Annotated in this window: 26 protein-coding genes, 1 tRNA gene and 1 pseudogene; 25 read left to right on the plus strand and 3 right to left on the minus strand. The window is 60.8% G+C overall.

The features are described 5' to 3' along the window. Positions 1–12 precede the first annotated feature (12 nt). The 14 genes from hisC (at position 13) to LIN44_RS02835 (ending at position 9733) form a co-directional block, all read left to right on the plus strand. Entirely contained in the window at positions 13–1113 is a 1101-nt protein-coding gene (gene hisC / locus LIN44_RS02770) for a histidinol-phosphate transaminase (RefSeq protein WP_227313420.1), read from the plus strand. A gap of 4 nt (positions 1114–1117) precedes the next feature. Next, positions 1118–1705: an imidazoleglycerol-phosphate dehydratase HisB gene (gene hisB, locus LIN44_RS02775; protein WP_010812330.1), complete on the plus strand. Its 588-nt coding sequence runs from the start codon at positions 1118–1120 to the stop codon at positions 1703–1705. Positions 1706–1797: 92 nt separating this feature from the next. Next, complete coding sequence (locus LIN44_RS02780) at positions 1798–2421, plus strand: YchE family NAAT transporter (protein WP_227313421.1); 624 nt, start codon at positions 1798–1800, stop codon at positions 2419–2421. Continuing rightward, positions 2418–3071: an imidazole glycerol phosphate synthase subunit HisH gene (gene hisH / locus LIN44_RS02785; protein WP_227313422.1), complete on the plus strand. Its 654-nt coding sequence runs from the start codon at positions 2418–2420 to the stop codon at positions 3069–3071. Before LIN44_RS02780 ends, hisH begins: the two co-directional genes overlap by 4 nt. A 167-nt stretch (positions 3072–3238) precedes the next feature. Further along, on the plus strand, positions 3239–3985 hold the full coding sequence (gene hisA / locus LIN44_RS02790; protein ID WP_012354087.1) for a 1-(5-phosphoribosyl)-5-[(5-phosphoribosylamino)methylideneamino]imidazole-4-carboxamide isomerase: 747 nt from the start codon (positions 3239–3241) through the stop codon (positions 3983–3985). 70 nt (positions 3986–4055) lie between these two features. Continuing rightward, a complete protein-coding gene (gene hisF, locus LIN44_RS02795) occupies positions 4056–4826 on the plus strand; it encodes an imidazole glycerol phosphate synthase subunit HisF (RefSeq protein WP_227313423.1) in 771 nt (256 codons plus the stop codon). Positions 4827–4828: 2 nt separating this feature from the next. After that, positions 4829–5233 (plus strand): phosphoribosyl-AMP cyclohydrolase, encoded by a 405-nt coding sequence (gene hisI / locus LIN44_RS02800; protein WP_092317504.1) that lies wholly within the window; start codon positions 4829–4831, stop codon positions 5231–5233. Further along, positions 5230–5601, plus strand: coding sequence for a phosphoribosyl-ATP diphosphatase (locus tag LIN44_RS02805; protein ID WP_012354084.1), 372 nt, complete (start codon positions 5230–5232; stop codon positions 5599–5601). The genes hisI and LIN44_RS02805 overlap by 4 nt, the downstream gene beginning before the upstream one ends. A 62-nt stretch (positions 5602–5663) precedes the next feature. Further along, positions 5664–6053, plus strand: coding sequence for a hypothetical protein (locus LIN44_RS02810; protein ID WP_115705107.1), 390 nt, complete (start codon positions 5664–5666; stop codon positions 6051–6053). A 70-nt stretch (positions 6054–6123) separates the two neighbouring features. Then, on the plus strand, positions 6124–6480 hold the full coding sequence (locus LIN44_RS02815; protein ID WP_012354082.1) for a histidine triad nucleotide-binding protein: 357 nt from the start codon (positions 6124–6126) through the stop codon (positions 6478–6480). 147 nt (positions 6481–6627) lie between these two features. Beyond that, a complete protein-coding gene (gene tatA / locus LIN44_RS02820) occupies positions 6628–6858 on the plus strand; it encodes a Sec-independent protein translocase subunit TatA (RefSeq protein WP_012354081.1) in 231 nt (76 codons plus the stop codon). A gap of 94 nt (positions 6859–6952) precedes the next feature. Beyond that, positions 6953–7474: a Sec-independent protein translocase protein TatB gene (gene tatB, locus LIN44_RS02825; protein ID WP_227313424.1), complete on the plus strand. Its 522-nt coding sequence runs from the start codon at positions 6953–6955 to the stop codon at positions 7472–7474. A gap of 124 nt (positions 7475–7598) precedes the next feature. Beyond that, positions 7599–8405: a twin-arginine translocase subunit TatC gene (tatC, locus tag LIN44_RS02830; RefSeq protein WP_115681296.1), complete on the plus strand. Its 807-nt coding sequence runs from the start codon at positions 7599–7601 to the stop codon at positions 8403–8405. A gap of 233 nt (positions 8406–8638) precedes the next feature. Further along, complete coding sequence (locus LIN44_RS02835; RefSeq protein WP_227313425.1) at positions 8639–9733, plus strand: porin; 1095 nt, start codon at positions 8639–8641, stop codon at positions 9731–9733. A 430-nt stretch (positions 9734–10163) separates the two neighbouring features. Here the strand turns inward: LIN44_RS02835 and LIN44_RS02840 are convergent, their stop codons facing one another. Further along, a complete protein-coding gene (locus LIN44_RS02840) occupies positions 10164–11357 on the minus strand; it encodes a Do family serine endopeptidase (protein ID WP_227313426.1) in 1194 nt (397 codons plus the stop codon). A gap of 20 nt (positions 11358–11377) precedes the next feature. Here LIN44_RS02840 and LIN44_RS02845 point away from each other — a divergent pair, with 20 nt between their 5' ends. Next, a complete protein-coding gene (locus LIN44_RS02845) occupies positions 11378–12124 on the plus strand; it encodes a Nif3-like dinuclear metal center hexameric protein (protein ID WP_227313427.1) in 747 nt (248 codons plus the stop codon). A gap of 56 nt (positions 12125–12180) precedes the next feature. Here the strand turns inward: LIN44_RS02845 and mscL are convergent, their stop codons facing one another. Then, positions 12181–12606, minus strand: coding sequence for a large conductance mechanosensitive channel protein MscL (gene mscL / locus LIN44_RS02850; protein ID WP_227313428.1), 426 nt, complete (start codon positions 12604–12606; stop codon positions 12181–12183). Positions 12607–12820: 214 nt separating this feature from the next. Between mscL and petA the strand changes: the two genes are divergently transcribed. The 7 genes and pseudogenes from petA (at position 12821) to LIN44_RS02885 (ending at position 19304) form a co-directional block, all read left to right on the plus strand. Next, on the plus strand, positions 12821–13438 hold the full coding sequence (gene petA, locus LIN44_RS02855) for a ubiquinol-cytochrome c reductase iron-sulfur subunit (RefSeq protein WP_227313429.1): 618 nt from the start codon (positions 12821–12823) through the stop codon (positions 13436–13438). Positions 13439–13440: 2 nt separating this feature from the next. Continuing rightward, positions 13441–14844 (plus strand): cytochrome bc complex cytochrome b subunit, encoded by a 1404-nt coding sequence (locus LIN44_RS02860; protein ID WP_012354073.1) that lies wholly within the window; start codon positions 13441–13443, stop codon positions 14842–14844. Between the two features lie 36 nt (positions 14845–14880). Next, positions 14881–15624: a cytochrome c1 gene (locus LIN44_RS02865; protein ID WP_012354072.1), complete on the plus strand. Its 744-nt coding sequence runs from the start codon at positions 14881–14883 to the stop codon at positions 15622–15624. A 206-nt stretch (positions 15625–15830) separates the two neighbouring features. Next, positions 15831–16442 carry a glutathione S-transferase N-terminal domain-containing protein gene (locus LIN44_RS02870; RefSeq protein WP_010812311.1) on the plus strand — a complete coding sequence of 204 codons (612 nt, stop codon included), beginning with the start codon at positions 15831–15833 and terminating at the stop codon, positions 16440–16442. A gap of 57 nt (positions 16443–16499) precedes the next feature. Continuing rightward, positions 16500–16988 (plus strand): ClpXP protease specificity-enhancing factor, encoded by a 489-nt coding sequence (locus LIN44_RS02875; protein WP_227313430.1) that lies wholly within the window; start codon positions 16500–16502, stop codon positions 16986–16988. A gap of 52 nt (positions 16989–17040) precedes the next feature. After that, positions 17041–17116: transfer RNA gene (locus LIN44_RS02880), tRNA-Thr, on the plus strand. A 1164-nt stretch (positions 17117–18280) separates the two neighbouring features. Further along, positions 18281–19304: pseudogene (locus LIN44_RS02885) on the plus strand (integrase). On the opposite strand, the gene LIN44_RS02890 reads toward LIN44_RS02885, so the two are convergent. Continuing rightward, positions 19301–19687, minus strand: coding sequence for a hypothetical protein (locus tag LIN44_RS02890; RefSeq protein WP_227313431.1), 387 nt, complete (start codon positions 19685–19687; stop codon positions 19301–19303). The pseudogene LIN44_RS02885 and the gene LIN44_RS02890 sit on opposite strands and share 4 nt — an antisense overlap. A gap of 457 nt (positions 19688–20144) precedes the next feature. Here LIN44_RS02890 and LIN44_RS02895 point away from each other — a divergent pair, with 457 nt between their 5' ends. From LIN44_RS02895 to LIN44_RS02905, 3 genes are all read left to right on the plus strand, one after another. Next, positions 20145–20444 (plus strand): hypothetical protein, encoded by a 300-nt coding sequence (locus LIN44_RS02895; protein ID WP_227313432.1) that lies wholly within the window; start codon positions 20145–20147, stop codon positions 20442–20444. A gap of 620 nt (positions 20445–21064) precedes the next feature. Next, on the plus strand, positions 21065–23551 hold the full coding sequence (locus LIN44_RS02900) for an SIR2 family protein (RefSeq protein ID WP_227313433.1): 2487 nt from the start codon (positions 21065–21067) through the stop codon (positions 23549–23551). Positions 23552–24363: 812 nt separating this feature from the next. After that, positions 24364–25206, plus strand: coding sequence for a sensor histidine kinase (locus tag LIN44_RS02905; RefSeq protein ID WP_370641636.1), 843 nt, complete (start codon positions 24364–24366; stop codon positions 25204–25206). The last annotated feature ends 4 nt before the right edge of the window (positions 25207–25210 follow it).

Below are 25210 nucleotides of genomic sequence, written 5' to 3' on the forward strand. Positions count from 1 at the left end.
CCTGGAGCTTCCATGTCAGCCGTAGAGCCCTCCCTGATCGAACGCATCATCCGTGACGACGTGCGCGCCATGGGCGCCTACCACGTGCCGGATTCGCACGGTCTGGTCAAGCTCGACGCGATGGAAAACCCGTACCGCCTGCCGCCCGCGCTGCGCCAGCAGCTGGCCGAGCGGCTGGGCGAGGTGGCGCTGAACCGCTACCCGGTGCCGAGCAGCGAGGCGCTGCGCGCCGCGCTCAAGCGCGTGATGCAGGTGCCGGCCGGCATGGAGGTGCTGCTCGGCAACGGCTCGGACGAGCTCATCAGCATGCTGGCGCTGGCTGCGGCCAGGCCGGGCGCGAAGGTGATGGCGCCGGTGCCGGGCTTTGTCATGTACGCGATGTCCGCGCAGTTTGCCGGCCTGCAATTTGTGGGCGTGCCGCTGCGCGCCGACTTCACGCTGGACCGCGCCGCGATGCTGGCGGCGATGGCCGCGCAGCAGCCCGCCATCATCTACCTGGCCTACCCGAACAACCCCACCGGCAACCTGTTCGACGCCGCCGACATGGAGGCCATCATCCGCGCCGCGCAGGGCGAGGTCTGCAACAGCCTGGTGGTGGTCGACGAGGCCTACCAGCCGTTCGCCCAGCACAGCTGGATGCCGCGCCTGACGGACTTCGGCAACCTGCTGGTGATGCGCACCGTATCGAAGCTCGGCCTGGCCGGCATCCGCCTGGGCTACCTGGCCGGCGCGCCGGAATGGCTGGCACAGCTGGACAAGGTGCGCCCGCCCTACAACGTCAACGTGCTGACCGAGGCCGCCGCGCTGTTCGCGCTCGAGCATGTGTCGGTGCTCGACGAACAGGCCGCGCAACTGCGTGCCGAACGCACCCGCGTGGCCGATGGCATGGCGGCGCAGCCCGGGGTCACCGTGTTCCCGAGCGCGGCCAATTTCCTGCTGGTGCGCGTGCCGGATGCCGCACAGACCTTCGAGCGCCTGCTGGCGCGGAAGGTATTGATCAAGAACGTGAGTAAAATGCACCCGTTGCTGGCCAATTGTCTGCGCGTCACGGTCAGCACGCCCGAAGAAAACGCGCAGTTCCTTGAGGCATTCGCAGCGTCGCTGCAGGATTAACACCATGCGTGTTGCAGAGGTCACCCGCAATACTTCGGAAACGCAGATTCGCGTTTCCCTGAATCTCGACGGCAGCGGCCGCCAGAAGCTGGCGTCGGGCGTGCCGTTCCTCGACCACATGCTGGACCAGATCGCCCGGCATGGCATGTTCGACCTGGAGGTCGAAGCCACCGGCGACACGCATATCGACGACCACCATACGGTGGAAGACGTGGGCATCACGCTCGGCCAGGCGGTGGCCAGGGCCATCGGCGACAAGAAGGGCATCACCCGCTACGGCCACAGCTACGTGCCGCTGGACGAATGCCTGTCGCGCGTGGTGATCGATTTCTCGGGCCGCCCTGGCCTGGAGTTCCACGTTCCCTTCACGCGCGCGCGCGTGGGCAGCTTCGACGTCGACCTGACCATCGAGTTCTTCCGCGGCTTCGTCAATCATGCGGGCGTGACCCTGCATATCGACAACCTGCGCGGCATCAATGCCCATCATCAGTGCGAAACCGTGTTCAAGGCCTTCGGCCGGGCGCTGCGCATGGCGGTGGAGCTGGACCCGCGCGCGGCCAACACGATCCCGTCGACCAAGGGTACCCTCTGAGCTTTCTGAAACCGTAGGCGTGCCGGCTGGTTGCGGCGCCCGCTGACGTTCCCAGTCTGAACCTGGCCAGCGACGCTGGCGACCCGCAACCAATGGATACGCTCAAGTCGTTTATCTCGCTGCTGGCGCTGATCAACCCGATCGGGGCGATCCCGTTCTTCATCAGCCTGACCACGCAGCAGACCGAAGCGGAAAAGCGCCATACCATCAAGATCGCGTCGATTTCGGTGGCGATCGTGGTGGCGGTGTCGGCGTTGCTGGGGCAGCAGATCATCGAGTTCTTCAATATCTCGGTGGCGTCGCTGCAGGTGGGCGGCGGGCTCATCATGATCATGATGGCCATGAACATGCTGAATGCGCAGACCAGCCGCACCAAGGCCACGCCGGAAGAAGAGGATGAGGCCGGGGTAAAGTCCAGTATCGCGGTGGTGCCGCTGGCGCTGCCGCTGCTGACCGGGCCGGGATCGATCAGCACGGTAATCGTCTATGCCGGCAAGACCCAGCATTGGTACCAGTTGCTGATCCTGGTCGGCATCGGCGCGCTGCTGGGCGCGGTGGTGTACCTGGTGTTCCGCGCGGCCGACCCGATCGCCCGGGTCATCGGCCGCACCGGCATCAATATCGGCACGCGCCTGATGGGCCTGATCCTGTCGGCGCTGGCCGTGGAATTCATTGTGGACGGGCTGAAGACATTGTTGCCTGTTTTGAAATCATGACTACCATAGCAATTGTGGATTACGGCATGGGCAACCTGCGCTCGGTGGCGCAGGCGCTGCGTGCCGCGGCGCCGGAGGCCGATGTCCGGGTGGTGGATGCGCCCGAAGGCATCCGCTCGGCGGACCGCGTGGTGCTGCCGGGCCAGGGCGCGATGCCTGACTGCATGTCGGCGCTGGGTGCGTCGGGGCTGCAGGAAGCGGTGGTCGAGGCCGCCGCCAGCAAGCCGATGCTGGGCGTGTGCGTGGGCGAGCAGATGCTGTTCGAGTTCAGCACCGAAAGCCGCGCCGGCACGGATCGCACTCCGGCGCTGGCGTTGATGCCCGGCCAGGTGGTGCGTTTCGCGCTGGACGGCATGACGCAGCCCGACGGCTCGCGTTTCAAGGTGCCGCAGATGGGCTGGAACCGGGTGCGCCAGGCCAGGCCGCACCCGCTGTGGAACGGCATTCCGGACGACAGCTGGTTCTATTTCGTCCACAGCTACTATGTGCAGGCGCAGGATCCGGCCCATATCGCCGGCGAAACGGAATACGGAGTCGTGTTTACCAGCGCGGTAGCGCGCGATAATATTTTCGCGACGCAGTTCCACCCCGAAAAAAGCGCGGCCCTGGGCCTGCAGCTGTACCGGAACTTCGTCCACTGGAATCCCTGAAGCGCAGCCTTGCCGATTCGCGATTCGCTTGTGTTCGCTTGTTGACCCGATGCTCGACCGCTGACCGACCCGGCACCTGACCCGTTTCCGATCGACTATCGACCCGACCTGACCGGCACGCGCCGGTCTCGCTCAATCTCACTCACTCAACCACGCTCGTCACGCATATGTTGCTCATTCCGGCCATCGACCTGAAGGACGGTCAGTGTGTACGCCTCAAACAAGGCGACATGGACCAGGCCACCGTCTTTTCCGAAGATCCCGCCGCCATGGCACGCCACTGGGTGGAGCAGGGCGCCCGCCGCCTGCACCTGGTGGACCTGAACGGCGCGTTCGTGGGCAAGCCCCGCAACGAGGCGGCCATCAAGTCCATCATCGCCGAAGTCGGCGACGAAATCCCGGTGCAGCTGGGTGGCGGCATCCGCGACCTGAATACCATCGAGCGCTGGCTGGACGACGGGCTCTCGTACGTCATCATCGGCACCGCGGCGGTGAAGAACCCCGGGTTCCTGAAGGACGCGTGCTCGGCCTTCGGCGGCCATATCATCGTCGGGCTCGATGCCAAGGACGGCAAGGTCGCCACCGACGGCTGGAGCAAGCTGACCGGCCACGAGGTGGCGGACCTGGCGCGCAAGTATGAAGACTACGGCGTCGAGGCCATCATCTACACCGACATCGGCCGCGACGGCATGCTGCAGGGGATCAATATCGATGCCACCGTCAAGCTGGCGCAGTCGATGTCGATCCCGGTGATCGCCAGCGGCGGGCTGTCCAACCTGGCCGATATCGACAACCTGTGCGCGGTCGAAGGCGAGGGCGTGGAAGGGGTCATCTGCGGCCGCGCGATCTACTCCGGCGACCTCAACTTTGCCGACGCGCAGGCGCGCGCCGACAAGCTGCGCGACGGGCAATAAGGCAACGGCGCCGCGGGGCGCGGCCGCCTGGCCGCTGCCAGCACGGCAGCGGTGGCGGACAAGGAATCTCATGCTAGCCAAACGTATCATCCCCTGCCTGGACGTGACCAACGGGCGGGTGGTCAAGGGCGTCAACTTTGTCGAGCTGCGCGACGCGGGCGATCCCGTCGAAATCGCGCGCCGCTATGACGAGCAGGGCGCCGACGAAATCACATTCCTGGACATCACCGCGACCAGCGACGGTCGCGACCTGATGCTGCATATCATCGAGGACGTCGCCTCGCAGGTGTTCATCCCGCTGACGGTCGGCGGCGGCGTGCGCACGGTCGAAGACGTGCGCCGGCTGCTCAATGCCGGCGCCGACAAGATCAGCGTGAACTCGTCGGCGATCGCCAATCCGCAGCTGGTGTCGGACGCCACCGCGCGCTATGGGTCGCAATGCATCGTGGTGGCGATCGACGCCAAGCGCAGTTCCGCCCCGGACGAAGCGCCGCGCTGGGAAGTCTTCACCCACGGCGGGCGCAAGGCAACCGGGCTGGACGCGGTGCAATGGGCACGCGAGATGGCGACGCGCGGCGCCGGCGAGATCCTGCTCACCAGCATGGACCGCGATGGCACCCGAAGCGGCTTCGACCTGGAACTGACCCGCGCGGTCAGCGATGCGGTGCCGGTGCCGGTGATCGCCTCGGGCGGCGTCGGCGGCCTGCAGGACCTGGCCGACGGCATCACGAAGGGCCGCGCCGACGCGGTGCTGGCCGCCAGCATCTTCCACTACGGCCAGCATACCGTGGGCGAAGCCAAGGCATTCATGGCCCGCGAGGGCATTCCGGTGCGGATCTGATCATGCCGAAGAAGTGGCTCAACAAGGTGAAATGGGACGACAACGGCCTGGTGCCGGTGATCGTCCAGGAAGTCGGCTCGAACGACGTGCTGATGTTCGCGTTCATGAACCGCGAGGCGCTGCTGCGCACCGTGGAACTGGGCGAGGCCGTGTTCTGGTCGCGCTCGCGCAAGCGCCTGTGGCACAAGGGCGAAGAATCGGGCCATGTGCAGAAGGTGCACGAGATCCGTCTGGACTGCGATGAAGACGTGGTGCTGCTGAAGGTCACGCAAATCGACAGCATCGCCTGCCATACCGGGCGCCACTCCTGCTTCTTCCAGAAGTTCGAGGGCGATGCGGATGCCGGCGACTGGCAGACAGTCGAACCGGTGCTGAAGGACCCTGCCCAGATCTACACCAAGCCATGAGCGACAACGCACTCAGCAGCAACGATGTCCTGGCGCGCCTGGCCGAGGTGCTGGAATCGCGCAAGCCCGCCAACGGCGGCGACCCCGACAAGTCCTACGTGGCGCGCCTGTTCAGCAAGGGCGACGACGCCATCCTGAAGAAGATCGGCGAGGAAGCCACCGAGACCGTAATGGCCGCCAAGGACGCGCGCGCCGCCGGCGAGAGCGGCGCCGCGGCCGGAAAGGTGGTCTATGAAGTGGCCGACCTGTGGTTCCACAGCATGGTGCTGCTGGCAAACTTCGGCCTGACGCCGGCCGACGTGGTCAACGAACTGGCGCGGCGCGAAGGGCTGTCCGGCCTGGAAGAAAAGGCCCGGCGCAAGGACTAGCCGGCGCGCGCGCCGGCCGGTCTCCCGCCTGCCGCAAGGCAGGCTTCCAACCGAGGGCAATCATGGCGAACGACTACACCGGGCAGGTCACCACGCCCAGCGGCGAACAACTGGGCAGCCTGCGCAAGCTGCTGCACATCCTCTACGCGCTGTATGCGATCTTCTGGCTCACCGGCGGCATCACCGCGCTGATCGCCATCGTGATCGACTACGTCAAGCGCGATGACGCGCGCGGTTCACTGTATGCCTCGCACTTCGCCTGGCAGATCCGCTCGTTCTGGTGGTCGGTGGCGTGGGGCGTGCTGGGCGGGGTGCTGTTCGCGACAGTTGTGCTGATGCCGCTGGCCTTCGCCGTCTGGGGCGTGCTGTCGCTGTGGATGCTGTATCGTATCGTCAAGGGCTGGCTGTATCTGAACGACAGCAAGCCGATGTACCCGGACCAGCAGTTCTGATGTCGCGGGATGCCGGGCCGCCGGATGCATGAGGCGGTCAACGGGCCCCGGTCGTCGCAATGAAATTTTCATGAACGCTCAGGATAATTGCATCTTCTGCAAGATCGTGGCCGGCCAGCTGCCGTCGAACAAAGTCTATGAAGACGACGACATGCTGGCTTTCCACGATATCCATCCCAAGGCCCCGGTACACTTGCTGGTCATTCCCAAATCGCATGTCGACTCGCTGGCCGATTGCGGCGCCGGCGAAGGACAGGTGCTTGCTAGAATGATGCTGAAGGTGCCTGAACTGGCGCGCGCGGCCGGCTGTTCCAACGGCTTCCGGACGGTGATCAACACCGGTCCGGACGGCGGACAGGAGGTCTACCACCTGCACCTGCATGTGCTGGGTGGACCGCGCCACGCCTGGAAGGGACCGCTGCCCTGACCGGGCAGCCTTGGCAGGGGAGCGTCCGCGGCGGCAACGCCCGGGCAGAAGCTGCGCCGGCAACCGTCGCCCGGCGCGGCCATCACGGGACGGAACAACGGGTCCGGGCAACAAGGATTGCGCCCGCGGCTGCATCAGGAGCAAGAAATGGGTTCGTTTAGCATTTGGCACTGGCTCATCGTGCTGGTGATCGTCATGCTGGTGTTCGGCACCAAGAAGCTGCGCAATATCGGCCAGGACCTGGGTGGCGCGGTCAAGGGCTTCAAGGACGGCATGAAGGACGGCGAAGACAAGGGCGCCCAGCCGGCCGCCTCCAAGGAACTGCGCGATTCCACCACCATCGACGTCGACGCCAAGGAAAAGTCCCGCCAGCAATAAGCCGGCGGTGTGCCCTCCCTTCCACGCAAATCTCGCTGCCGCGTGCTCGCGCACGCCCGCGCTATTCCGCATGTTGTCCGCATGATGTGTCCGCATGATTGATCTCGGCATTTCCAAGCTGGCGCTGATCGGCGCCGTGGCACTGATCGTGATCGGTCCCGAACGGCTGCCCAAGGTCGCGCGCACGGTCGGCGCGCTGGTCGGCCGTGCGCAGCGCTACATCAACGACGTCAAGGCCGAAGTCAGCCGCGAGGTCGAACTCGAAGAACTGCGCAAGATGCGCACGGAGTTCGAGGACGCCGCGCGCGATGTCGAGCGCACCATCCACAAGGAAGTCAGCGAGCAGACCCAGGCGCTCAACGAAGCGCTGGGCGGCGCCGAAGCCAGCGCAGGCACCGGCGCCGGCAGCAGCAGCGACGCCGGCGGCGGCTTCGTGCCCAGCTGGGACGCGGCGCACAAGGCGCACAACGGTCGCAAGAGCTGGCGCGTCAAGCAAGGCGCCCGTCCGCTGTGGTTCAAGCGCCAGCACAATGTCCGCGTCTGGGTGCAGTCGGGCGCGGCGCGCGTCAAGCGGCACCGGCCGGCCGTCCGGCCATCACGTTCCTTCTTCGAATAAGCATGGCGCGCGGCGAACTCCTGCCGGCCGCCATGGCCGCTGTCGTTGTGTCCGCCTCCCCACGCCGCCACGTTGCGGTTTCATCGATCCACTTGCCAGCCCTCGCGGCTGAGCGGTTCACGCCATGAGCGACACCCGGTCCTCCGATCCCCAAGACCCGCAAGACGAGTCGCAGCAGGAAACCTTTATCTCCCATTTGATCGAGTTGCGCCAGCGACTGGTCAAGGCGGTGGCCGGCATCATCCTGGTGTTCGTCTCGCTGGTCTATTGGGCGCCGGTCATCTTCAACCTGTTCTCCGCGCCGCTGATGGAATCGCTGCCCAAGGGCGGCAAGATGATCGTCACGGATGTGACCGGCTCGTTCTTCGTGCCGATGAAGGTGACCTTGCTGGTGGCGTTCCTGATCGCGCTGCCGTGGGTGCTGTACCAGGTCTGGCAGTTCGTCGCACCCGGCCTGTACCAGCATGAGAAGCGCCTGATCCTGCCGCTGGTATCGAGCAGTTATTTCCTGTTCCTGTGCGGCGTGGCCTTTGCGTATTTTCTGGTGTTCCCCACGGTGTTCCATTTCATGGCCCACTACAACGCGCCGCTGGGGGCGGAGATGTCCACCGACATCGACAAATACCTCAGCTTCGCCATGACCACGTTCCTGGCCTTCGGCATTACCTTCGAAGTGCCGGTGGTGGTGATCGTGCTGGTGCGCTTCGGCGTGGTGGAACTGGAAAAGCTCAAGCAGATCCGTCCCTATGTGATCGTCGGGGCCTTTATCATCGCCGCCATCGTCACGCCGCCTGACGTGCTGTCGCAACTGCTGCTGGCGGTCCCCCTGGTGGCGCTCTATGAACTTGGCCTGATCCTGGCCCGTTTTATCGGCCGCCCGGCGGCCGAAGAGGCCACTTCCGCAGAAACGCAGCCTGACGAATCGCGCTGAGGCAGGCCTTTTCGCAGGCTCGCGCGCTGGTTTGCACCAAATTGGGGATTTTTGCCCGCATTCCTGTTGCTCCCCGACAACAAAATCCGCCGGTAAGCATGGTTTACGCCGAAAAAGCCTTCTGAGGGCCGGGGGGGCTGGCACATAATACGCAGCAGACGTGAATGTAAATGCGTCGCCCAAGCACTTGGGCAACCAAGATTTCCCAATCAGTTGACAAGGAAAGTGTCGATATGAAGATGAAACTGTTTGCTGCTGCCGTCGCCGCTCTGGCCGCTGGTGGCGCGTATGCCCAGTCGAGCGTGACCCTGTACGGCGTGGCTGACGTCGGCCTCGAATACGTCAGCAAGGCCAACGCTGCCGGCGACGATCTGTTCCGCATGTCGTCGGGTAACCAGTCCGGTTCGCGCTGGGGCCTGCGTGGCGTGGAAGACCTGGGTGGCGGTCTGAAGGGCGTGTTCGTCCTGGAAAGCGGTTTCGACCTGGATGACGGTCGTTCGTCGCAAGGTGGCCGTCTGTTCGGTCGTCAAGCCTACGTCGGTCTGCAAAGCAACTTCGGTTCGCTGCTGCTGGGCCGTCAACAGACCGCCTTCTATGACTTCGGTCTGATGTATGACCCGATGGCCATCTCGTCGCGCTACGGTATCCTGGCTCAGGACGCCGCCTTCGCTTCGCGCGCTGACAACACCGTCAAGTACATCGGCAAGTTCGGTGGCCTGACCGCTTCGGCCTTCTACAGCTTCAACAACAACGGCCAGGAAGTCGCCGGCGCCTTCCGCCGCGGCCAAGAGTACGGCGCGCTGCTGAGCTACGCAGCTGGCCCGCTGTCGATCGGCGCAGCCTACGACGAAGCCCACGGCACCACCGTCGGCCCCGTCACTGCTCCCGTCGACGCAAGCGGTCAGCGTATCCGCCGCGCCACCGTGGGTGCCAACTACGCCTTCGGCCCGGCCAAGGTCTACGCTGGCTACCGTTGGGCCAAGGCTGCCGACGGCGCAAGCCTGCCGGGCCAGGTCGCTACGACCGCCAACCCGGGTGCCATCAACGGTACCTCCAACCTGTACTGGCTGGGTCTGGGTTACCAGCTGACCCCGGCGTTCTCGCTGTCGGGCGCTGCGTACTACCAAGACTTCCGCAAGAGCGACGCGGATCCGTGGCAATTCGTCGTGACCGCCGACTACGCGCTGTCGAAGCGTACCGACGTGTACACCTCGCTGTCGTACGCTCTGAACGACAACGGTTCGCTGCTGGGCGTGAACGGCTTCAACACCGTTCAGGCTGGCAAGGACCAGTTCGGTGCTGTGGTTGGTCTGCGTCACAAGTTCTAATCTGACGCGGGTGCAAGCCCGTATCAGGTTGGCTTGAAAAACGCCGGCATCCGCAAGGATGCCGGCGTTTTCTTTTGTGCCATGAGGTGGCGCGGAAATGCGCGAGTGCCTGGTCTCTCCCGCGTCATGTGGCATGTGAACCGCCACGGGGTTGTCCTTACCTTCGCGGTGCCCTCCGCCTGTCGCGCATGCCTGCCGTCGGGACAGGGGCCGCCGCGCAAGCCGCACGCCAGCCACGCAAAGACTGACCAGCGCCGGATTCCCGAGTCGTAGTTGATGCCGCCAGGCATGACACGGTCGCGGTCGCGAAGCCGGACGCAAGTCGACGTCCCGCTCTCGCCGCCACCTCCCAGCCGGCGGGCGTGGCAGCCATAAAAAAACCCGCCATCGCTGGCGGGTTTTGCTTGCTCCGGCACGGGCAACGCCGGACTTACTCTTCCTCTTCAAACGGCAGCGAGCGCCGCGGCGGCGGGGGCCGCTTGCCGATGGTGACCGTCAGGTCCGTCGGCTTGCCGCGGCGGATCACCGTCATCTTGATGTCCACGCCTGGCTTGAGCTGCGCAATGGCATTGAGGAGCGCCGTGGTGTCGGTGATCGACAAGCCATCCACCTTGGTCAGCACATCGCCGGGCCGCACGCCGGCCTTGTCCGCCGGGCCACCCTGGACCACCGCGGCGATCAGTGCGCCTTCCTTGGCATCGAGCCCAAACGATTCGGCAATTTCCGGTGTCATGTCCTGCGGCTCGACGCCGATCCAGCCGCGCGTCACGCTGCCGGTCGAGATAATCGACTCCATCACCTGCTTGGCCGTCGATACCGGAATGGCGAAGCCGATACCCAGCGAGCCGCCCGAGCGCGAGTAGATCGCCGTGTTGATGCCCAGCAGGTTGCCCTGCGCATCGACCAGCGCACCGCCCGAATTGCCCGGATTGATCGCGGCGTCGGTCTGGATGAAGTTTTCGAAGGTATTGATGCCCAGATGACTGCGCCCCAGCGCCGACACGATGCCCATCGTCACGGTCTGGCCCACGCCGAACGGGTTGCCGATGGCCAGCACTACATCGCCCACCTTGACGTTCTCGAGCCGCCCCAGCGTGATCGCGGGCAGGTCCTTGAGCGTCACCTTCAGCACCGCCAGATCCGTCTCCGGGTCCGAGCCGACCACCTTGGCATTGGCCTTGCGGCCATCGGTCAGCGCGATCTCGATCTCGTCGGCGCCGTCGACCACGTGGTGGTTGGTTAGAATGTAACCCTCGGCACTGACAATCACGCCTGATCCCAGGCTCGACACCGGCTCCTGCCGTTCCGGCAGGCGGTCGCCAAAGAAGAAGCGGAACCACGGATCCTCGGCCTGCGGATTGGGCGAGCGCTTGTTGCCGTTCTTGCTGGTAAAGATATTGACCACCGCCGGCATGGCGGACTGGGCGGCCTCACTGTAAGACCCTTCGGCGGCAGGGCCGGACACGTTGGGCACGACTTCCTTGAGCGCCACGATGGGCGACCCGGACTGGACCGCGACGCGCCCCCTCTGCAGCCATTCAGGCTTGAGCGTTGCCACGACGAACCAGACCGCCAGCACGACGGTGACAGCCTGGGCAAAGAACAGCCAAAAGCGCCGCAACATATTGGAGTTTTGAGCAGAAAATGAAAACAAAAGAGCTTGAATTGTACTTGAACGACCTGTTGGAAGTTTCCCGTTACAAGGACTATTGTCCCAACGGGCTGCAAGTGCAAGGTCGCTCGGAGATCACACACGTGGTGACCGGCGTGACGGCAAGCCTGGCGCTGATCGACGCCGCCGTCGAGGCCGGCGCCGACGCCATCCTCGTGCATCACGGTTATTTCTGGAAAAACGAGGATGCGCGCGTGGTCGGGCAGAAGCATGCGCGCCTGAAGCGCCTGCTCGGGGCGGACGTCAATCTGTTCGCCTACCACTTGCCGCTGGATAATCACCCGGAATTCGGCAATAACGCCCAGCTTGGCCTGCAACTCGGCTTCACTCCCACCGGCCGCTTCAGCGATGACCAGCTCGGCTGGACCGGTACGCTGCCCGCGCCGATGCCGCTTGCCGCGCTGGCTGCGCATGTCGGCGGCGTGCTCGGCCGCGAACCGCTGGCGATCGGCGCGCCGGAGCAGATGATCCGCACCGTCGGCTGGTGCACGGGCGGGGCGCAAGGGTATTTCGATGCCGCGGTGGCTGCGGGAGTCGATGCTTATCTGAGCGGCGAAGTTTCGGAGCAGACCACGCACCTGGCACGCGAGAGCGGCGTGGCGTATCTGGCGGCGGGCCATCATGCGACCGAACGCTATGGCATTCGCTCGCTGGGCGAGCATGTGGCCGAACGCTTCGGCCTGCGCCATACCTTTATTGATATTCCGAATCCGGTCTGATCTGACAAAAAAACAAAACGGCCCCAGCGGGGCCGTTTTATCGTTCGGGATTCGAGTCAGCGGGTCTTCAGGCTGTCGCGGATTTCGCGCAGCAGCACGACTTCCTCGGGCGGAGCGGCGGGCGGCGGCGGCGGTTCTGCGGCACGCATCCGGTTGAAGGCGCGCACCATCAGAAAGATGATGAAGGCCAGGATGATGAAGTTGACGACGATGGTCAGGAAATTGCCGTAGGCAAATACCGGTACGCCGGCCTTCTTCAAGGCATCGAGCGTCAGCGGTGTCCCGGGAGGGGGATCCGCCAGAGCAATGAACATGCTGGAGAAATCCAGCTTGCCCACAACCCGGCCCACCAACGGCATGATCAGGTCGTTGACCACCGAATCCACGATCTTGCCGAAGGCCGCGCCGATGATCACACCGACAGCCAGGTCGATGACGTTGCCGCGTACGGCGAAGGTTCTGAATTCCGAGATCATGCCCATGGGGGGTTCTCCTTCTTGTGGCGATGGGTGAACGGTTTCAAGCTGGAAGCCTGCCGCATCACTCACCGGAAATCAAGCATGCAGGCGGACTTCCGGGATGCATGTCCGATAATCGCGCGAGGCCGTGGCATTTTCTGCCTATCTAGTGCGCAGGTGTCTAAGGTACACTTTATGGTTGACGCAAAATCTAAATTGACTTCCCCTGGGGTTTGGAATGAGTGACCAGCAAGACGTGAAGAGCGTGGATAAAGGTCGCCGCAATTGGTTGATCGCGACATCCGTCGCTGGCGGCGTCGGAGGCGTGGCGGTAGCGGTTCCTTTCGTCAGTACCTTTGCACCATCGGAGAAGGCCAAGGCCGCGGGTGCCCCAGTCGAGGCGGATATCGGCGCCCTGAAGCCGGGCGAGATGATGACCGTCGAGTGGCGCGGCAAACCGGTCTGGATCATGCGGCGCACGGAGGAGCAACTGGCGTCGCTGAAGAAGACGGACGGCGAAGTGGCCGATCCCAATTCCGAAATCCCGTTCACCATGCAGACGCCCGAGTACTGCAAGAACGAAACCCGTTCGCGTCCCGAGCACAAGGACGTGCTGGTGGTAGTGGGCATCTGTTCCCATCTCGGCTGTTCTCCGTCGGGCCCCTTCGCCCCCGGTGCCAATCCTCAGCTCGGCGCTGATCCCGGTTTCCTCTGCCCCTGCCACGGCTCGACCTTCGACCTGGCCGGGCGCGTCTTCAAGAACAAGCCGGCTCCGCAGAATCTCGATGTTCCCCCCTACCAGTTCCTGTCCGACAGCAAGATCGTGATCGGCAAGGACGAGAAAGGAGAAGCCTGATCATGGCGGCCGAAAAACAAGTCAAGACGACCGGCCTGCTGGGCTGGATCGACGCCCGCTTTCCCGCGACCCAGCTGTGGGAAGACCACCTGTCCCGCTACTACGCGCCGAAGAACTTCAACTTCTGGTATTTCTTCGGTTCGCTGGCGCTGCTGGTGCTGGTGATCCAGATCGTTACCGGCATCTTCCTGGTGATGAACTACAAGCCGGACGGCACGCTGAACGCCGCCGGCATTCCCGTGGCCTTTGCCAGCGTGGAATACATCATGCGCGAAGTCCCGTGGGGCTGGCTGGTGCGCTACATGCATTCGACCGGCGCCTCGGCGTTCTTCGTCGTGGTCTACCTGCACATGTTCCGGGGCCTGCTGTACGGTTCGTACCGCAAGCCGCGCGAGCTGGTCTGGATCTTCGGTTGCCTGATCTTCCTGTGCCTGATGGCCGAAGCCTTCATGGGCTACCTGCTGCCGTGGGGCCAGATGTCGTACTGGGGCGCCCAGGTGATCGTGAACCTGTTCTCGGCGATTCCGGTGATCGGCCAGGACCTGTCGCTGTTCATCCGCGGTGACTACGTGGTCAGCGACGCGACCCTGAACCGCTTCTTCTCGTTCCACGTCATCGCCGTGCCGCTGGTGCTGCTGGGCCTGGTGATCGCCCACATCATCGCGCTGCACGAAGTGGGCTCGAACAACCCGGACGGTGTCGAGATCAAGGCCAAGAAGGACGAAAACGGTATCCCGCTGGACGGCATCCCGTTCCACCCGTACTACTCGGTGCACGATCTGCTCGGCGTTGGCGGCTTCCTGATCCTGTTCTCGGCCGTGATCTTCTTCTTCCCCGAAGTGGGCGGCTATTTCCTGGAAGCCAACAACTTCTTCCCGGCTGATCCGCTGAAGACCCCGCCGCATATCGCGCCGGTCTGGTACTTCACGCCGTTCTACTCGATGCTGCGCGCCACCACGTCGAACTTCCTGCCGATCCTGTGGGTGTTCTTCGCGCTGCTGCTCGGCATGGTGTTCCTGCGCAGCAAGGATGCGCGCGTGAAGATCGGCGCCATCGCCATCGCGGTGATCCTGGCCGTGGGCTTCTACTTCATCGACGCCAAGTTCTGGGGCGTGCTGGTGATGGGCGGCTCGGTGGTGATCCTGTTCTTCCTGCCGTGGCTCGACTGCTCGCCGGTCAAGTCCATCCGCTATCGTCCCGCTTTCCACAAGACCATCCTGATCGTCTTCGTGGTGGTGTTCCTGGTGCTCGGCTATCTCGGCGTGCAACCGCCGTCGCCGGTGGGTGAGAAGGTGTCGCAGCTGGGTACGCTGCTGTACTTCGCCTTCTTCCTGACCATGCCGCTGTGGAGCCGTGTCGGCGAGTTCAAGCCGGTCCCGGAGCGTGTCACGTTCCACCCGCACTGAGCGAAGCGAACCCCGACAAGAGCACAAGGACACAAGATGAAAAAGCTGCTTTCGATCCTCGCGCTGGCCGGCGCCTGCATTGCCGGCGCGCCCGCCATGGCATCCGAGGGGGGCTTCCCCCTCGAGCCGGCGCCGGTGAACACCGCCGACCTGTCGTCGCTGCAGCGCGGCGCCAAGGTGTTCGTCAACTACTGCCTGAACTGCCACGGCGCATCGATGATGCGCTACAACCGGCTCAAGGACATCGGCCTGACCGACGACCAGATCCGCGAGAACCTGCTGTTCACCGCGGACAAGGTCGGCGAGACCATGAACATCGCCATGCAGCCGAAGGAAGCCAAGGCCTTCTTCGGCGCGCAGCCGCCGGACCTGTCGGTGATCGCGCGTGCCCGTGGCGACGACTGGCTCTACACCTACCTGCGCACCTTCTACCGCGACGACAGCCGCGCCACCGGCTGGAACAACCTGGTGTTCCCGAGCGTCGGCATGCCGCACGTGCTGTGGGAACTGCAGGGCCAGCGCGCCGCCAAGTTCACCGAAGTGGAAGAACACGGCGAGAAGGTGCACAAGTTCGCCGGCTTCGAGCAACTGAGCCCGGGCAAGCTGAGCAAGGTCGAGTACGACCAGATGACCGCCGACCTCGTCAGCTTCCTGGACTGGATGGCCGAGCCCGCGCAGAACCACCGCAAGCGCCTGGGCGTCTGGGTGCTGCTGTTCCTGGGCGTGTTCACCGTGTTCGCCTGGCGCCTGAACGCGGCGTACTGGAAAGACGTGAAGTAAAAACTGTGACAGGGCCGGATCGGCCCTGATCCAACGAGGCCAGGGGCGGTCGCTGCGGAAAGGCAGCGCCGCCCCTGGCCTTTTTATTGGTGGCAGCCACAAAAAGCGTCGTATTTGCCACTTATTTGCTTTTCGGTAGCCGACTTTGGCAGAATGGCAGACCTTACTGTCCGACCCAGCTCCGGCTAAGCCCAAGGAATCCAACCATGATGGTGTTGTATTCGGGTACGACTTGCCCGTTTTCCCAACGTTGCCGCCTTGTCCTGTTCGAAAAGGGCATGGATTTTGAAATCCGCGACGTCGACCTGTTCAACAAGCCCGAAGATATTTCGGTGATGAACCCGTACGGCCAGGTGCCTATCCTGGTCGAGCGCGACCTCATCCTGTATGAGTCGAACATCATCAACGAATACATCGACGAGCGCTTCCCGCACCCGCAGCTGATGCCGGCCGATCCGGTCCAGCGCGCGCGCGCCCGCCTGTTCCTGTTCAACTTCGAAAAGGAACTGTTCACCCACGTCTACACGCTGGAGAACGAAAAGGGCAAGGCCGCGGAAAAGAACCACGAACGCGCCCGCGCCGCCATCCGCGACCGCCTGACGCAGCTCGCCCCGATCTTCGTCAAGAACAAGTACATGCTGGGCGAAGAGTTTTCGATGCTCGACGTCGCCATCGCGCCGCTGCTGTGGCGCCTGGACCACTACGGCATCGAGCTGTCGAAAAACGCCGCGCCGCTGCTGAAGTATGCTGAACGCATTTTCAGCCGTCCGGCGTACATCGAAGCGCTCACCCCGTCCGAAAAGGTGATGCGCCGCTAACCGGCACCGGCCCGACGGCATCCGCCCTCGGGCCCTCGCGGCGCCATTGGAAGCACAATGCCTGAAACCTCCACCAAGCCTTACCTGATCCGCGCCATCTACGAATGGTGCACGGACAACGGCTTCACGCCGTACATCGCCGTCTTCGTCGACGCCAACACCAACGTGCCGCGCGAGTTCGTCAAGAACAACGAGATCGTGCTCAACGTCAGCTTCGACGCCACCAGCGGCCTGGACATGGGCAACGAGTGGATCACCTTCAGCGCACGCTTCGGCGGTGTCTCGCGCAAGATCGACGTGCCCGTCGAGAACGTGCTGGCCATCTACGCCCGCGAGAACGGGCAAGGCATGGCTTTCCCGGTCGAACGCAGCATGCCGGAAACGCAGGCCGCCACCGAACGCGAAAACAACCCGCCGCCCAAGCTCGCCCCGGTGGAAGCCGAAACCCCGGCAACCCCCGGCGACACCGGTCCCGGCGACGACGACACGCCGCCCCCGGTGCCCCGCATCGGCGGCAAGAAGCCTGCACTGAAAGTGGTGAAGTAAGCCATCCCAAAGCCGACCGCAATGCAGTAGAATCGCGGTCTGCACCAGACATGCCGGCTTAGCTCATCAGGTAGAGCAGTTGATTTGTAATCATCAGGTGGCGGGTTCGAGTCCTGCAGCCGGCACCAAAGAATTCAAGGGGTTACGCGAATTTTGCGTGGCCCTTTGCTTTTTTGAGTGGCGAAAAGTACAGTTTCGGTACACCCCGGCGCCGTCATTGGCCGTACCGTCGTCGACAACTGTGCTTCTCCGTGCCTACCGAACCCCGTCCTGATTCCCCTTCAGCGGATGCGGTGCCTCTTGCCCGCATGTTTTCCTATGTCGGGTCTCACCTATTCGAATCTATAGCGCTTTTGCTCACCTGTGGCGCTGGTCTCAGCTACGCAGTCGGCCGCTCCTACCTCGATGGATGGGCTGAAGTGGCTGGAGTGCCAACGCTTCTCTTCCGCGCGGACTTTTACGACACCATTCTGGCCGGTGTACAACTCCACCGTGTTTGGCGAACGGCCGTTATCGTCATAGTGTTGGCGATAGCATATTTTTGGGCGATCTCAGCAATTCTAGACTTGTGGCCTGGACGTATTGCAAGCGTCCGGCGCCGACGACAATGGCAGGACGGCTGGGGCCATCTGAAGTTGAGAGATCGCTTTGCCAAAGCGGCCAGGACGGCCGGCAAGGGAGTGCCTCCCCACCTTCGCAATGGCATCGCCGAGATTTCGCGTTGGCAAGTACTTGGCCGCCGAGGCGAACGTAGGAATGAGTCTACGAGGACTAAGAGGAGAAATGGTCGGCCGAGCATAGGCACGCTCTATCTGGTACTAACGATTTCGTTTGCTACTTTGGTGACCGCTACATATTTCCTCATTCAGATCCTTCTGCTGAAGCCTGCAAGCTCTGATGGGGCTCGGACGGCAGTTAAGGCGTATGTCGCGGTGACTGGCCATATCCCTTACCAATATGAGCATGAGCGGGGTGACACGAGTCGTCACGTGCTGCGAACTTGGGCGTGTGAAGGTCGACACATACTTTCCCAGTACCGAACGGTGACGCTTGTCGAGGATCTCACAGACGGAGCGGGTGGGAGCGGAGAGTCAGTAAGTGGTCAGCATCCTGAAAGGCCTAGGCGGGAAACGTACTACGTGCTCCAGGGAGTTGATAAGACCTTTGCGCTACTGGGGAAGGGTGGGTCGGTAATTCGATCTTTTGGCGATGGACCCTTCAGCTTGCGGGAGTCGCGTGTCCGACCAATTTCAAAGCTCGCGCAAGATTGCCAGGGCAATGAGTGAGTGGCTATGGCAACGATTGTGAAGACACCGTCTGGGACGTGGAAGGCCGTAATACGCAGGTCAGGATGGCCGACGACAGCCAAGACCTTCCGGACAAAGCGTGATGCGGAAGATTGGGCTCGGCGGACAGAAAATGAGATGGTGCGAGGAGTGTTTCTATCGCGTGCGCCATCCGAAAGACTAACGATCGCGAGCGCGTTGAGGCGTTATCTGGAAGATGTGTCGATAACGAAGAAGGCGACTACGCAGCGAAGTGAGCGATTTACAGCGAAGCACCTGGACGAGTATTTTTGGGAAGTATTCCATGGCGGCTGTTAGCGCTGAACTGGTTGCGAAATACAGAGACCAGCGCTTGGCCGCTGGCAAGTCCAACAACACGGTACGTATCGAGCTCGCGATGCTGGGCCACCTTTTCCGAACAGCAATTCAGGAGTGGGGGATTGGCCTAACCTTCAATCCTGTCTCCAACATTCGGAAGCCGAGCCTAGGCGCTGGGCGCAATCGACGCCTAGACCACGAAGAGCAGGGGCGGTTGTTTGCTGCGGCAGATGCTCACAGTAATCCAATGCTCGGCTGGATTGTGCGATTTGCGGTAGAAACAGGCATGCGGTCATCCGAGATAGTCGGAATGCGGCGCGGACATATTGATTTGCAGCGCCGCGTCGTCACTCTCTACGATACGAAAAATGGAGCTACGGACATTCTGACGATGGTAATCGAAAACCCGATGCGGCCGCATGACACTGATTTGGTGTTTTTTGACGAGCCAGGACGGGACGGTCAGCGCAAGCCATATGTTTTTCAGAAGCTCTGGGCACGTATCACGAACGACATGGGGCTGGAGGATCTCCATTTTCATGATCTTCGTCATGAGGCTGTCAGCAGATTGGTAGAGGCGGGCTTGAGCGACCAAGAAGCTGCGGCCATTAGCGGGCACAAGTCGATGCAAATGCTAAAGCGCTATACGCCTCTTCGAGCGGAGGACCTGGTTGGCAAGCTAGACCGCATTGCCCAAGCGGATTCAGCCTAGTCCGATTCGACATTGTTTTTGGGGATGTAAAACAGATCCCAGACACCCTGATGTGCTGATCGATGATCGATGCCGACGAATTTCTCGTTGGTAATTCCTTTCGACTTGCCGTCGGCGCTACTCCCTGCTGCGGCCTCGCCGCCCTCAAATAGACGCAACCGCTTGAGAGTGCTTTCGCGCTCTGCTTCCCTTGCAAGCCACTGCTCGCGGAGCTCGGCGTAGCGGGACCCATCAGCCAAAGCGTAGGCGCTATCTAGGCTTTCAGTTGCGATCCAGTGCGCGAACGGCTTGCGCCTCTCTGCCGCGTACCAAGCTGTCAGATGAGCTCGGTCGCCAATCGGGCATCGACCTTGACAATGAGCAGCAGCGAATGCTTGGGGCAAAAGCTGCGTGAGAAGTCGCTCGCCCAAATTTCAGCCATACCCGACTGCTGGCGCCTCGACTATTTTCGGGACCTTCATGCACGGCTGCCGTTTGAACTTCAACATCACGTGTGCCGGTACTTGTCCACAGGCGAAGGCGCACAAGAGTCGACGCCGACTACCCTATCCAAGTGCCGATACCCTATCCAGTAGGGTATCGTACGGTAGCGGCGTTAACATTAACTCTACAGTTAACCTAACAAAAACTTTAACCGATGCCCGCGGCGGGCAGGGCGGTCCACTGCGCAGAGTTTGCGATGCAGGCGTTCCGAGCGATGACCAGAGCCTAGTAATGCGCTCATAGATGGCGTATGACATCAGGTTTAGTGCGGCGGTAGCTGCGTCAACCCACTGCAAATCAACGGGCGTCGTAGCGCGGAAGCGCTACGACGATGCTCGTACTATGCGAGTACAAGTCATGATCAATGGAATAATCGACGACTGCGCCACGCGATTCGAGGCAGCCACCGAAATTCTGAACACACTTATCGCACTGTGCGAACACGACCTGAGCAGTGAGCAAACTGCGTCCGCGCTCGGCCAAGCCCGCATCGATCAACTACACGATCGCCGACGCGCGTTAGTGCTGATGCGTCGCGCTCTTGATCCAAGCGACTTAGAAAGGATCGAGCAGATTCTCAAAGAGGAGGGCGCTGCTGTACGGTCGCGCATGGACGAGTTGCGCTCCGCAGCACGCAATCACCTATCCGCGAGATGACAGCAGTTCCAGCGCCAGCTTTCGTCAACGAAAGCCCGTGAGAGTGGTTTGCGCTAGGGCAGGATAGGAAATGTGCTACAGATCGCAACAATGCCACGCTCCGCCGCCTATCCTGCGCTGGGAGACGCCTCAATGATGCAGCCACGCCGCAACCGGCTTTCGTCAACGAAAGGGACAAAAGGTTAAGGGGCCTAGCGCGCAGGATAGGCTTTGTGCTGCAAAGCGGCCACGATGACGCTCCAAAGCCGAACAGGGCGACAGAAGAGCTAAGAGCAGCAACGTGCCGGCCTTGGGTGTATTTCCGGATATGCGGAATCCCCGGTCCACCGTGGAGCGCAGGTTTTGAGCCTACGGATGCGACCAGGCTATCGGGAAGTGGAATTTTCCTAGTAGCTTGGCACGTAGGGCTCATTGGAGTCAAACCATCGACCCGGCCGTGCTGGATTGCTGTCGCGCACCAAGCTAGCGCGAAACTGTGCGCTCATGTTCCCTACCTTAGTAAGGTGCCCTAACCGGCGAAAAATGCGAAGATGTGTATCCCGTATCATTTTGTACTTGGTAAGTCGGCAGCGCCAAGCGACTAAGCTTGACAGGCTCTCAACATCGCACTCAGCACGAAGATGAAACAAGAAGATATCGAGATCATAAAGAACAAGATCTGTCCGCTTTTGAAAAAAGGGGAGTTGTCGCTATTACTTGGTGCAGGATTTAGTTATAGGAACAAATCTATCAAAGCGGAACTTCCATCAGGCGATGAGCTTCGTGACGAGTTGCTGCGTGAGTGTAAGAAGACACCCGGCCCGCGTACCACCTTGAAAGATGCATATCTAACTGCATCAAGAAACATCCCAAACTTCAACGAATATCTGAAGCAGTATTTCACCGTCGACCACGTTCGCCCTTGGCAGGCGAAAATATTCGAATACGTTTGGAGTCGAATCTATACTACAAACATAGATAATGTTTTGGACGTCGCGTACCAGTCGACGAAGACATCGAACCGACTCTCAGGTGATTTTTCATTCTTCAACTATTGCGATCAGGCTTCGATTGGCGGGGTGATAGGCAGTACCCCTGTGGTGACAATTCATGGCACTATCAGAGATCTTGAGGCGGGATTCATATTCTCAAACTTCGAATATGCCATGGCAGCAAGTAAGCTATTTGATTGGCATAATGAGTTGGCGGCCAGAATTTTGATGGGTGGTCTTGTTGTTGTCGGAAATCAATTGGATGAATCCGACATTGAAAGCCATATTTCACGTCGCCTAAATACGTACGGAAGTATAGTGCCAGAAGCGAATAACTGGATCGTCATGCCAGATCCCGACCCGATTAAGAAGGAAAACTATATCGCTTCGGGGTATAACGTCATTGATGCCACTGCTGAAGAGTTCTTTGGCGTGTTGTTTCGTGAAGTTAAGTCGAAAAAAATAGATGATATTGTTTTGGAGTCTATACCGGCTGTTCGCAAGCGTTTTGCGACAGCGGCTGCCATGGCTTGGTTTAAGGAGGCGTTCGATCCAGTAATTGGTGAGATCGAGCGTGCATCCGAGACGCGCGGGATTCTCCGTCACTACGTAATGGGCGCGCATCCGGAGTGGTTCTATATCACGAATAAGGCGCATGCAGTTACCTCGCGTGTTACAGAGCTCACAAAGTCGATTTCTGCTCGAATGACTGCCGGGCAATCTGGTGTCGAAGTTCTACATGTTGTCGGGCCAAGTGGATCTGGCAAAACTACGGCCATTCGCTCTGCATTGTCGGAGTTAGTGGAAAAATATCCCTATATCTATGAATACAATTCGGTTAATGGAATTGATATTGATAGATTCCTTGCTATTTTGTCGGGTTTCACGGAAAAATCCATATTTGTCTTCTACTCTGCGGCTGAGTTTTACTATGCTGTGAACGCAGTAAGACTCGGGATGGCCGATAAAGAGTTGCCATTCTGTCTGTTCGTGCTGGAAGATCGCATTAATGATTACAAGTCGAACTTGCGCCATCTGCCAGATTGTGAGGACGTGTCGTCTACGTTCCAGTTCGGATCCCTACAGTTTGATGAGGCTAAAGCGATTTGCGAGAGAATTGCAAATCACGCAATTGTCTTTGATAAATTTTCAAACCTGCCTCTCGAAAAGCAAGCTGGTCGTTTGATGGACAAGGAGCGGGGTTACAATGGCGACCTCCTTTCGGCATTGTATTCGTTGACTACCCACGAAAACTTCGAGACAAAGATCTTTGAGGAGTATCAGTCCGTTGAGGATAAAGAGGCCAAGCGGATACTAAGTGTTGTATCAACTATCAATTCGCTTGGTTTTTCAGTACCGATCAATTACGTCGCGGGAATTGTCGGAATTTCAGTGGAGAGAGTTTCGGAGCAGTTGGCTAATGGCCTCTCTGGTATTCTTGTTGACTTTGCGTCGCGCGGTATTGTGGCCTGTCGGCATCGGGTGATCGCGGATTGCTATTTCAATAATTGCATCCAGGGGCAGGGGGATGTGGGGGAGATTTCTGATGTCCTCCAATATCTCTCCAACAAGTTCACCATTGAGGATATTAAATTTCATCCTCTGGCATATCAAATGTACAAGGAAATCGTTTCGTTCAATTTCCTATACGAGCGATATTTCCCCTCTCGTACCCGAACGGACGATACCGAGAAAACTTATCATCAGGCGCAAAAATATTATGGTCAGGATGGTGTATTTTGGCTTCAATTTGGTCGATTCTATAGAAAAATACATCGCCTTGACGATGCAATCGAATGCTTTAGAACTGGGCTCGAATTCTATGAATCTTTCCAGACAAAGCACTCGTTGGGACATACGTTGCTAATGAAGTATCTCGATGAGGGCCTCGAGGATCGCTCGATTTACGATGAGGGGCTGCAATTTCTTGAGATGGAACGTTTGCGTCGAGGTACAACGGACCCGTATCCCACGACCACCATATGCGAGTCTCTGATTCAAATTTGCCAGAAAAGAAGAGATGTTGGTGCGTATGAAAAACTGAAGGAGTGTATCAACTATGGGTTGAAACACTTCAAAGAGGATGAGTATTTCGAGAGGCAGGTTCGTCGGTACCTAAAGTTGCCGGCCCCTTAAGAACGATTCAACCCTCGGCGCATGCAGGGGGGCAAGCCTGATCCAGTGATGAGTCGCTTTTGCTTATGCGAGATACCGCATTAACGCATTACTGCGTCAGCTTGGGCTCTGTACCGCTTTGTTCATTGCACCTCTAACTGGCGAGATTTGGACGGTAGGCACACTTTTCCCAAATGAGGACTTGCATTCAATCTAGCGCGAAAGACTTTTGGGCGGTTCCTGGTCGTTTGGGAGGGTGGACGGCCGCCGACGTGCCAATGCGGAGATCGAGCGCCTTGCTTTGCAAGGTATGGAGGCGGACGAATAGTTGAGCACTTGCCACTGGCGCACATCAAAGTAGCCGATGCAAGCCGTGGCTAGCAGCAGGATGGCAGTACACAAACAAGCTCGCGCCGCCTGTGCTCCCTTACGCTAAGTTACTGAATCTAAAGTATTTTATACTTTTGTCGCTTACGCCTACTTTGGCTTGAAAATCAGTAACTTACTGATTTATCATCAGGTGGCGGGTTCGAGTCCTGCAGCCGGCACCAAGAATTGAAAGACGGGCTACGCATTGCGTGGCCCGTTTTGTTTTTGGCGGTGTCCGAGGCGTTGTCACTGGGGCAGCCGCGCTGACATCTGGGCCATCGACGCCCGTTTTCCGTAGTTTCACGCCACCATCCTGTCGATTCCCGGCAACCGCATGTCAGCGCCGTTGGCGCGGTGGTAACCTGCCCCCATTTCCGCCCAACCACCCACCCGTGCCTTTCCCAAACTCCCGCCTCTGGCGCTCGGCCCCCGAGCAACGTGCCTACGAAGAAGCCCGCCACCGCGTGCGCGCGTTGCGCTTCTTCTATCTGCACGCCATGGTCTACGTGGTGGTGAACGCGATGCTGATCGGCTTCCATCTGATGGGACCGTCGCATCGGCCCTGGGCGGGTGGCCCACTGATGGGTTGGGGGATTGGCCTGGCGGTGCACGGCATCATGACCTGGGGACGTGTAGGCCTGCTCGGGCGGCGGTGGGAAGAGCGCAAGATTGCCGAGTACATGGCGCAGGAGCAGGTGCGCACGCTGTCGACGGAGAAGCAGCTGGTCGAGGCCCGCATGAAGCTGCTGCAGGCGCAGATCGAACCGCACTTCCTGTTCAACACGCTGGCCAACGTGGTCAGCCTGATCGAGCCCGCGCCGCAGAAGGCCACGATGATGCTGGAGCATTTCATCGCCTATCTGCGTGCGTCGCTGGCCGCCAGCCGCGCTACGCAAGGCACGGTGGCGCAGGAGGCGAAGCTGCTGCGCGATTATCTGGCGCTGATCCGCATCCGCATGGGCGAGCGGCTGCAATACACGGTCGATGTCGACCCGCAACTCGAAGCGATGCCGCTGGCGCCGATGCTGCTGCAACCGGTGGTCGAGAATGCGATCAAGCATGGCCTGGAGCCGAAGATCGAAGGCGGGCGCTTGCTGGTCCGGCTGGAGCGGCAGGGCGCGCGCATGCTGGCGACGATCGAGGACGATGGCATGGGGTTCCGGCCCTCGGCCGGCGCTGGTGTCGGGCTGTCGAACCTGCGCGAACGGCTGGCCGTGCTGTATGACGGTGACGCCCACGTCAGGATTGAAGAGCGCTCGCCCGGCACCGCCGTACTGATCGATCTCCCGCTGCCACCCGCATCCTGAACCG

This window comes from Cupriavidus sp. MP-37 (assembly GCF_020618415.1).
Classification (GTDB): Bacteria; Pseudomonadota; Gammaproteobacteria; order Burkholderiales; family Burkholderiaceae; genus Cupriavidus.

Excerpts from the sequence above, each read along its gene's own strand:
- hisC (WP_227313420.1), top strand. The coding sequence starts at position 13 with ATGTCAGCCGTAGAGCCCTCCCTGATCGAACGCATCATCCGTGACGAC.
- hisB (WP_010812330.1), top strand. The coding sequence starts at position 1,118 with ATGCGTGTTGCAGAGGTCACCCGCAATACTTCGGAAACGCAGATTCGC.
- LIN44_RS02780 (WP_227313421.1), top strand. The coding sequence starts at position 1,798 with ATGGATACGCTCAAGTCGTTTATCTCGCTGCTGGCGCTGATCAACCCG.
- hisH (WP_227313422.1), top strand. The coding sequence starts at position 2,418 with ATGACTACCATAGCAATTGTGGATTACGGCATGGGCAACCTGCGCTCG.
- hisA (WP_012354087.1), top strand. The coding sequence starts at position 3,239 with ATGTTGCTCATTCCGGCCATCGACCTGAAGGACGGTCAGTGTGTACGC.
- hisF (WP_227313423.1), top strand. The coding sequence starts at position 4,056 with ATGCTAGCCAAACGTATCATCCCCTGCCTGGACGTGACCAACGGGCGG.
- hisI (WP_092317504.1), top strand. The coding sequence starts at position 4,829 with ATGCCGAAGAAGTGGCTCAACAAGGTGAAATGGGACGACAACGGCCTG.
- LIN44_RS02805 (WP_012354084.1), top strand. The coding sequence starts at position 5,230 with ATGAGCGACAACGCACTCAGCAGCAACGATGTCCTGGCGCGCCTGGCC.
- LIN44_RS02810 (WP_115705107.1), top strand. The coding sequence starts at position 5,664 with ATGGCGAACGACTACACCGGGCAGGTCACCACGCCCAGCGGCGAACAA.
- LIN44_RS02815 (WP_012354082.1), top strand. The coding sequence starts at position 6,124 with ATGAACGCTCAGGATAATTGCATCTTCTGCAAGATCGTGGCCGGCCAG.
- tatA (WP_012354081.1), top strand. The coding sequence starts at position 6,628 with ATGGGTTCGTTTAGCATTTGGCACTGGCTCATCGTGCTGGTGATCGTC.
- tatB (WP_227313424.1), top strand. The coding sequence starts at position 6,953 with ATGATTGATCTCGGCATTTCCAAGCTGGCGCTGATCGGCGCCGTGGCA.
- tatC (WP_115681296.1), top strand. The coding sequence starts at position 7,599 with ATGAGCGACACCCGGTCCTCCGATCCCCAAGACCCGCAAGACGAGTCG.
- LIN44_RS02835 (WP_227313425.1), top strand. The coding sequence starts at position 8,639 with ATGAAGATGAAACTGTTTGCTGCTGCCGTCGCCGCTCTGGCCGCTGGT.
- LIN44_RS02840 (WP_227313426.1), bottom strand. The coding sequence starts at position 11,357 with ATGTTGCGGCGCTTTTGGCTGTTCTTTGCCCAGGCTGTCACCGTCGTG.
- LIN44_RS02845 (WP_227313427.1), top strand. The coding sequence starts at position 11,378 with ATGAAAACAAAAGAGCTTGAATTGTACTTGAACGACCTGTTGGAAGTT.
- mscL (WP_227313428.1), bottom strand. The coding sequence starts at position 12,606 with ATGGGCATGATCTCGGAATTCAGAACCTTCGCCGTACGCGGCAACGTC.
- petA (WP_227313429.1), top strand. The coding sequence starts at position 12,821 with ATGAGTGACCAGCAAGACGTGAAGAGCGTGGATAAAGGTCGCCGCAAT.
- LIN44_RS02860 (WP_012354073.1), top strand. The coding sequence starts at position 13,441 with ATGGCGGCCGAAAAACAAGTCAAGACGACCGGCCTGCTGGGCTGGATC.
- LIN44_RS02865 (WP_012354072.1), top strand. The coding sequence starts at position 14,881 with ATGAAAAAGCTGCTTTCGATCCTCGCGCTGGCCGGCGCCTGCATTGCC.
- LIN44_RS02870 (WP_010812311.1), top strand. The coding sequence starts at position 15,831 with ATGATGGTGTTGTATTCGGGTACGACTTGCCCGTTTTCCCAACGTTGC.
- LIN44_RS02875 (WP_227313430.1), top strand. The coding sequence starts at position 16,500 with ATGCCTGAAACCTCCACCAAGCCTTACCTGATCCGCGCCATCTACGAA.
- LIN44_RS02895 (WP_227313432.1), top strand. The coding sequence starts at position 20,145 with ATGATCAATGGAATAATCGACGACTGCGCCACGCGATTCGAGGCAGCC.
- LIN44_RS02900 (WP_227313433.1), top strand. The coding sequence starts at position 21,065 with ATGAAACAAGAAGATATCGAGATCATAAAGAACAAGATCTGTCCGCTT.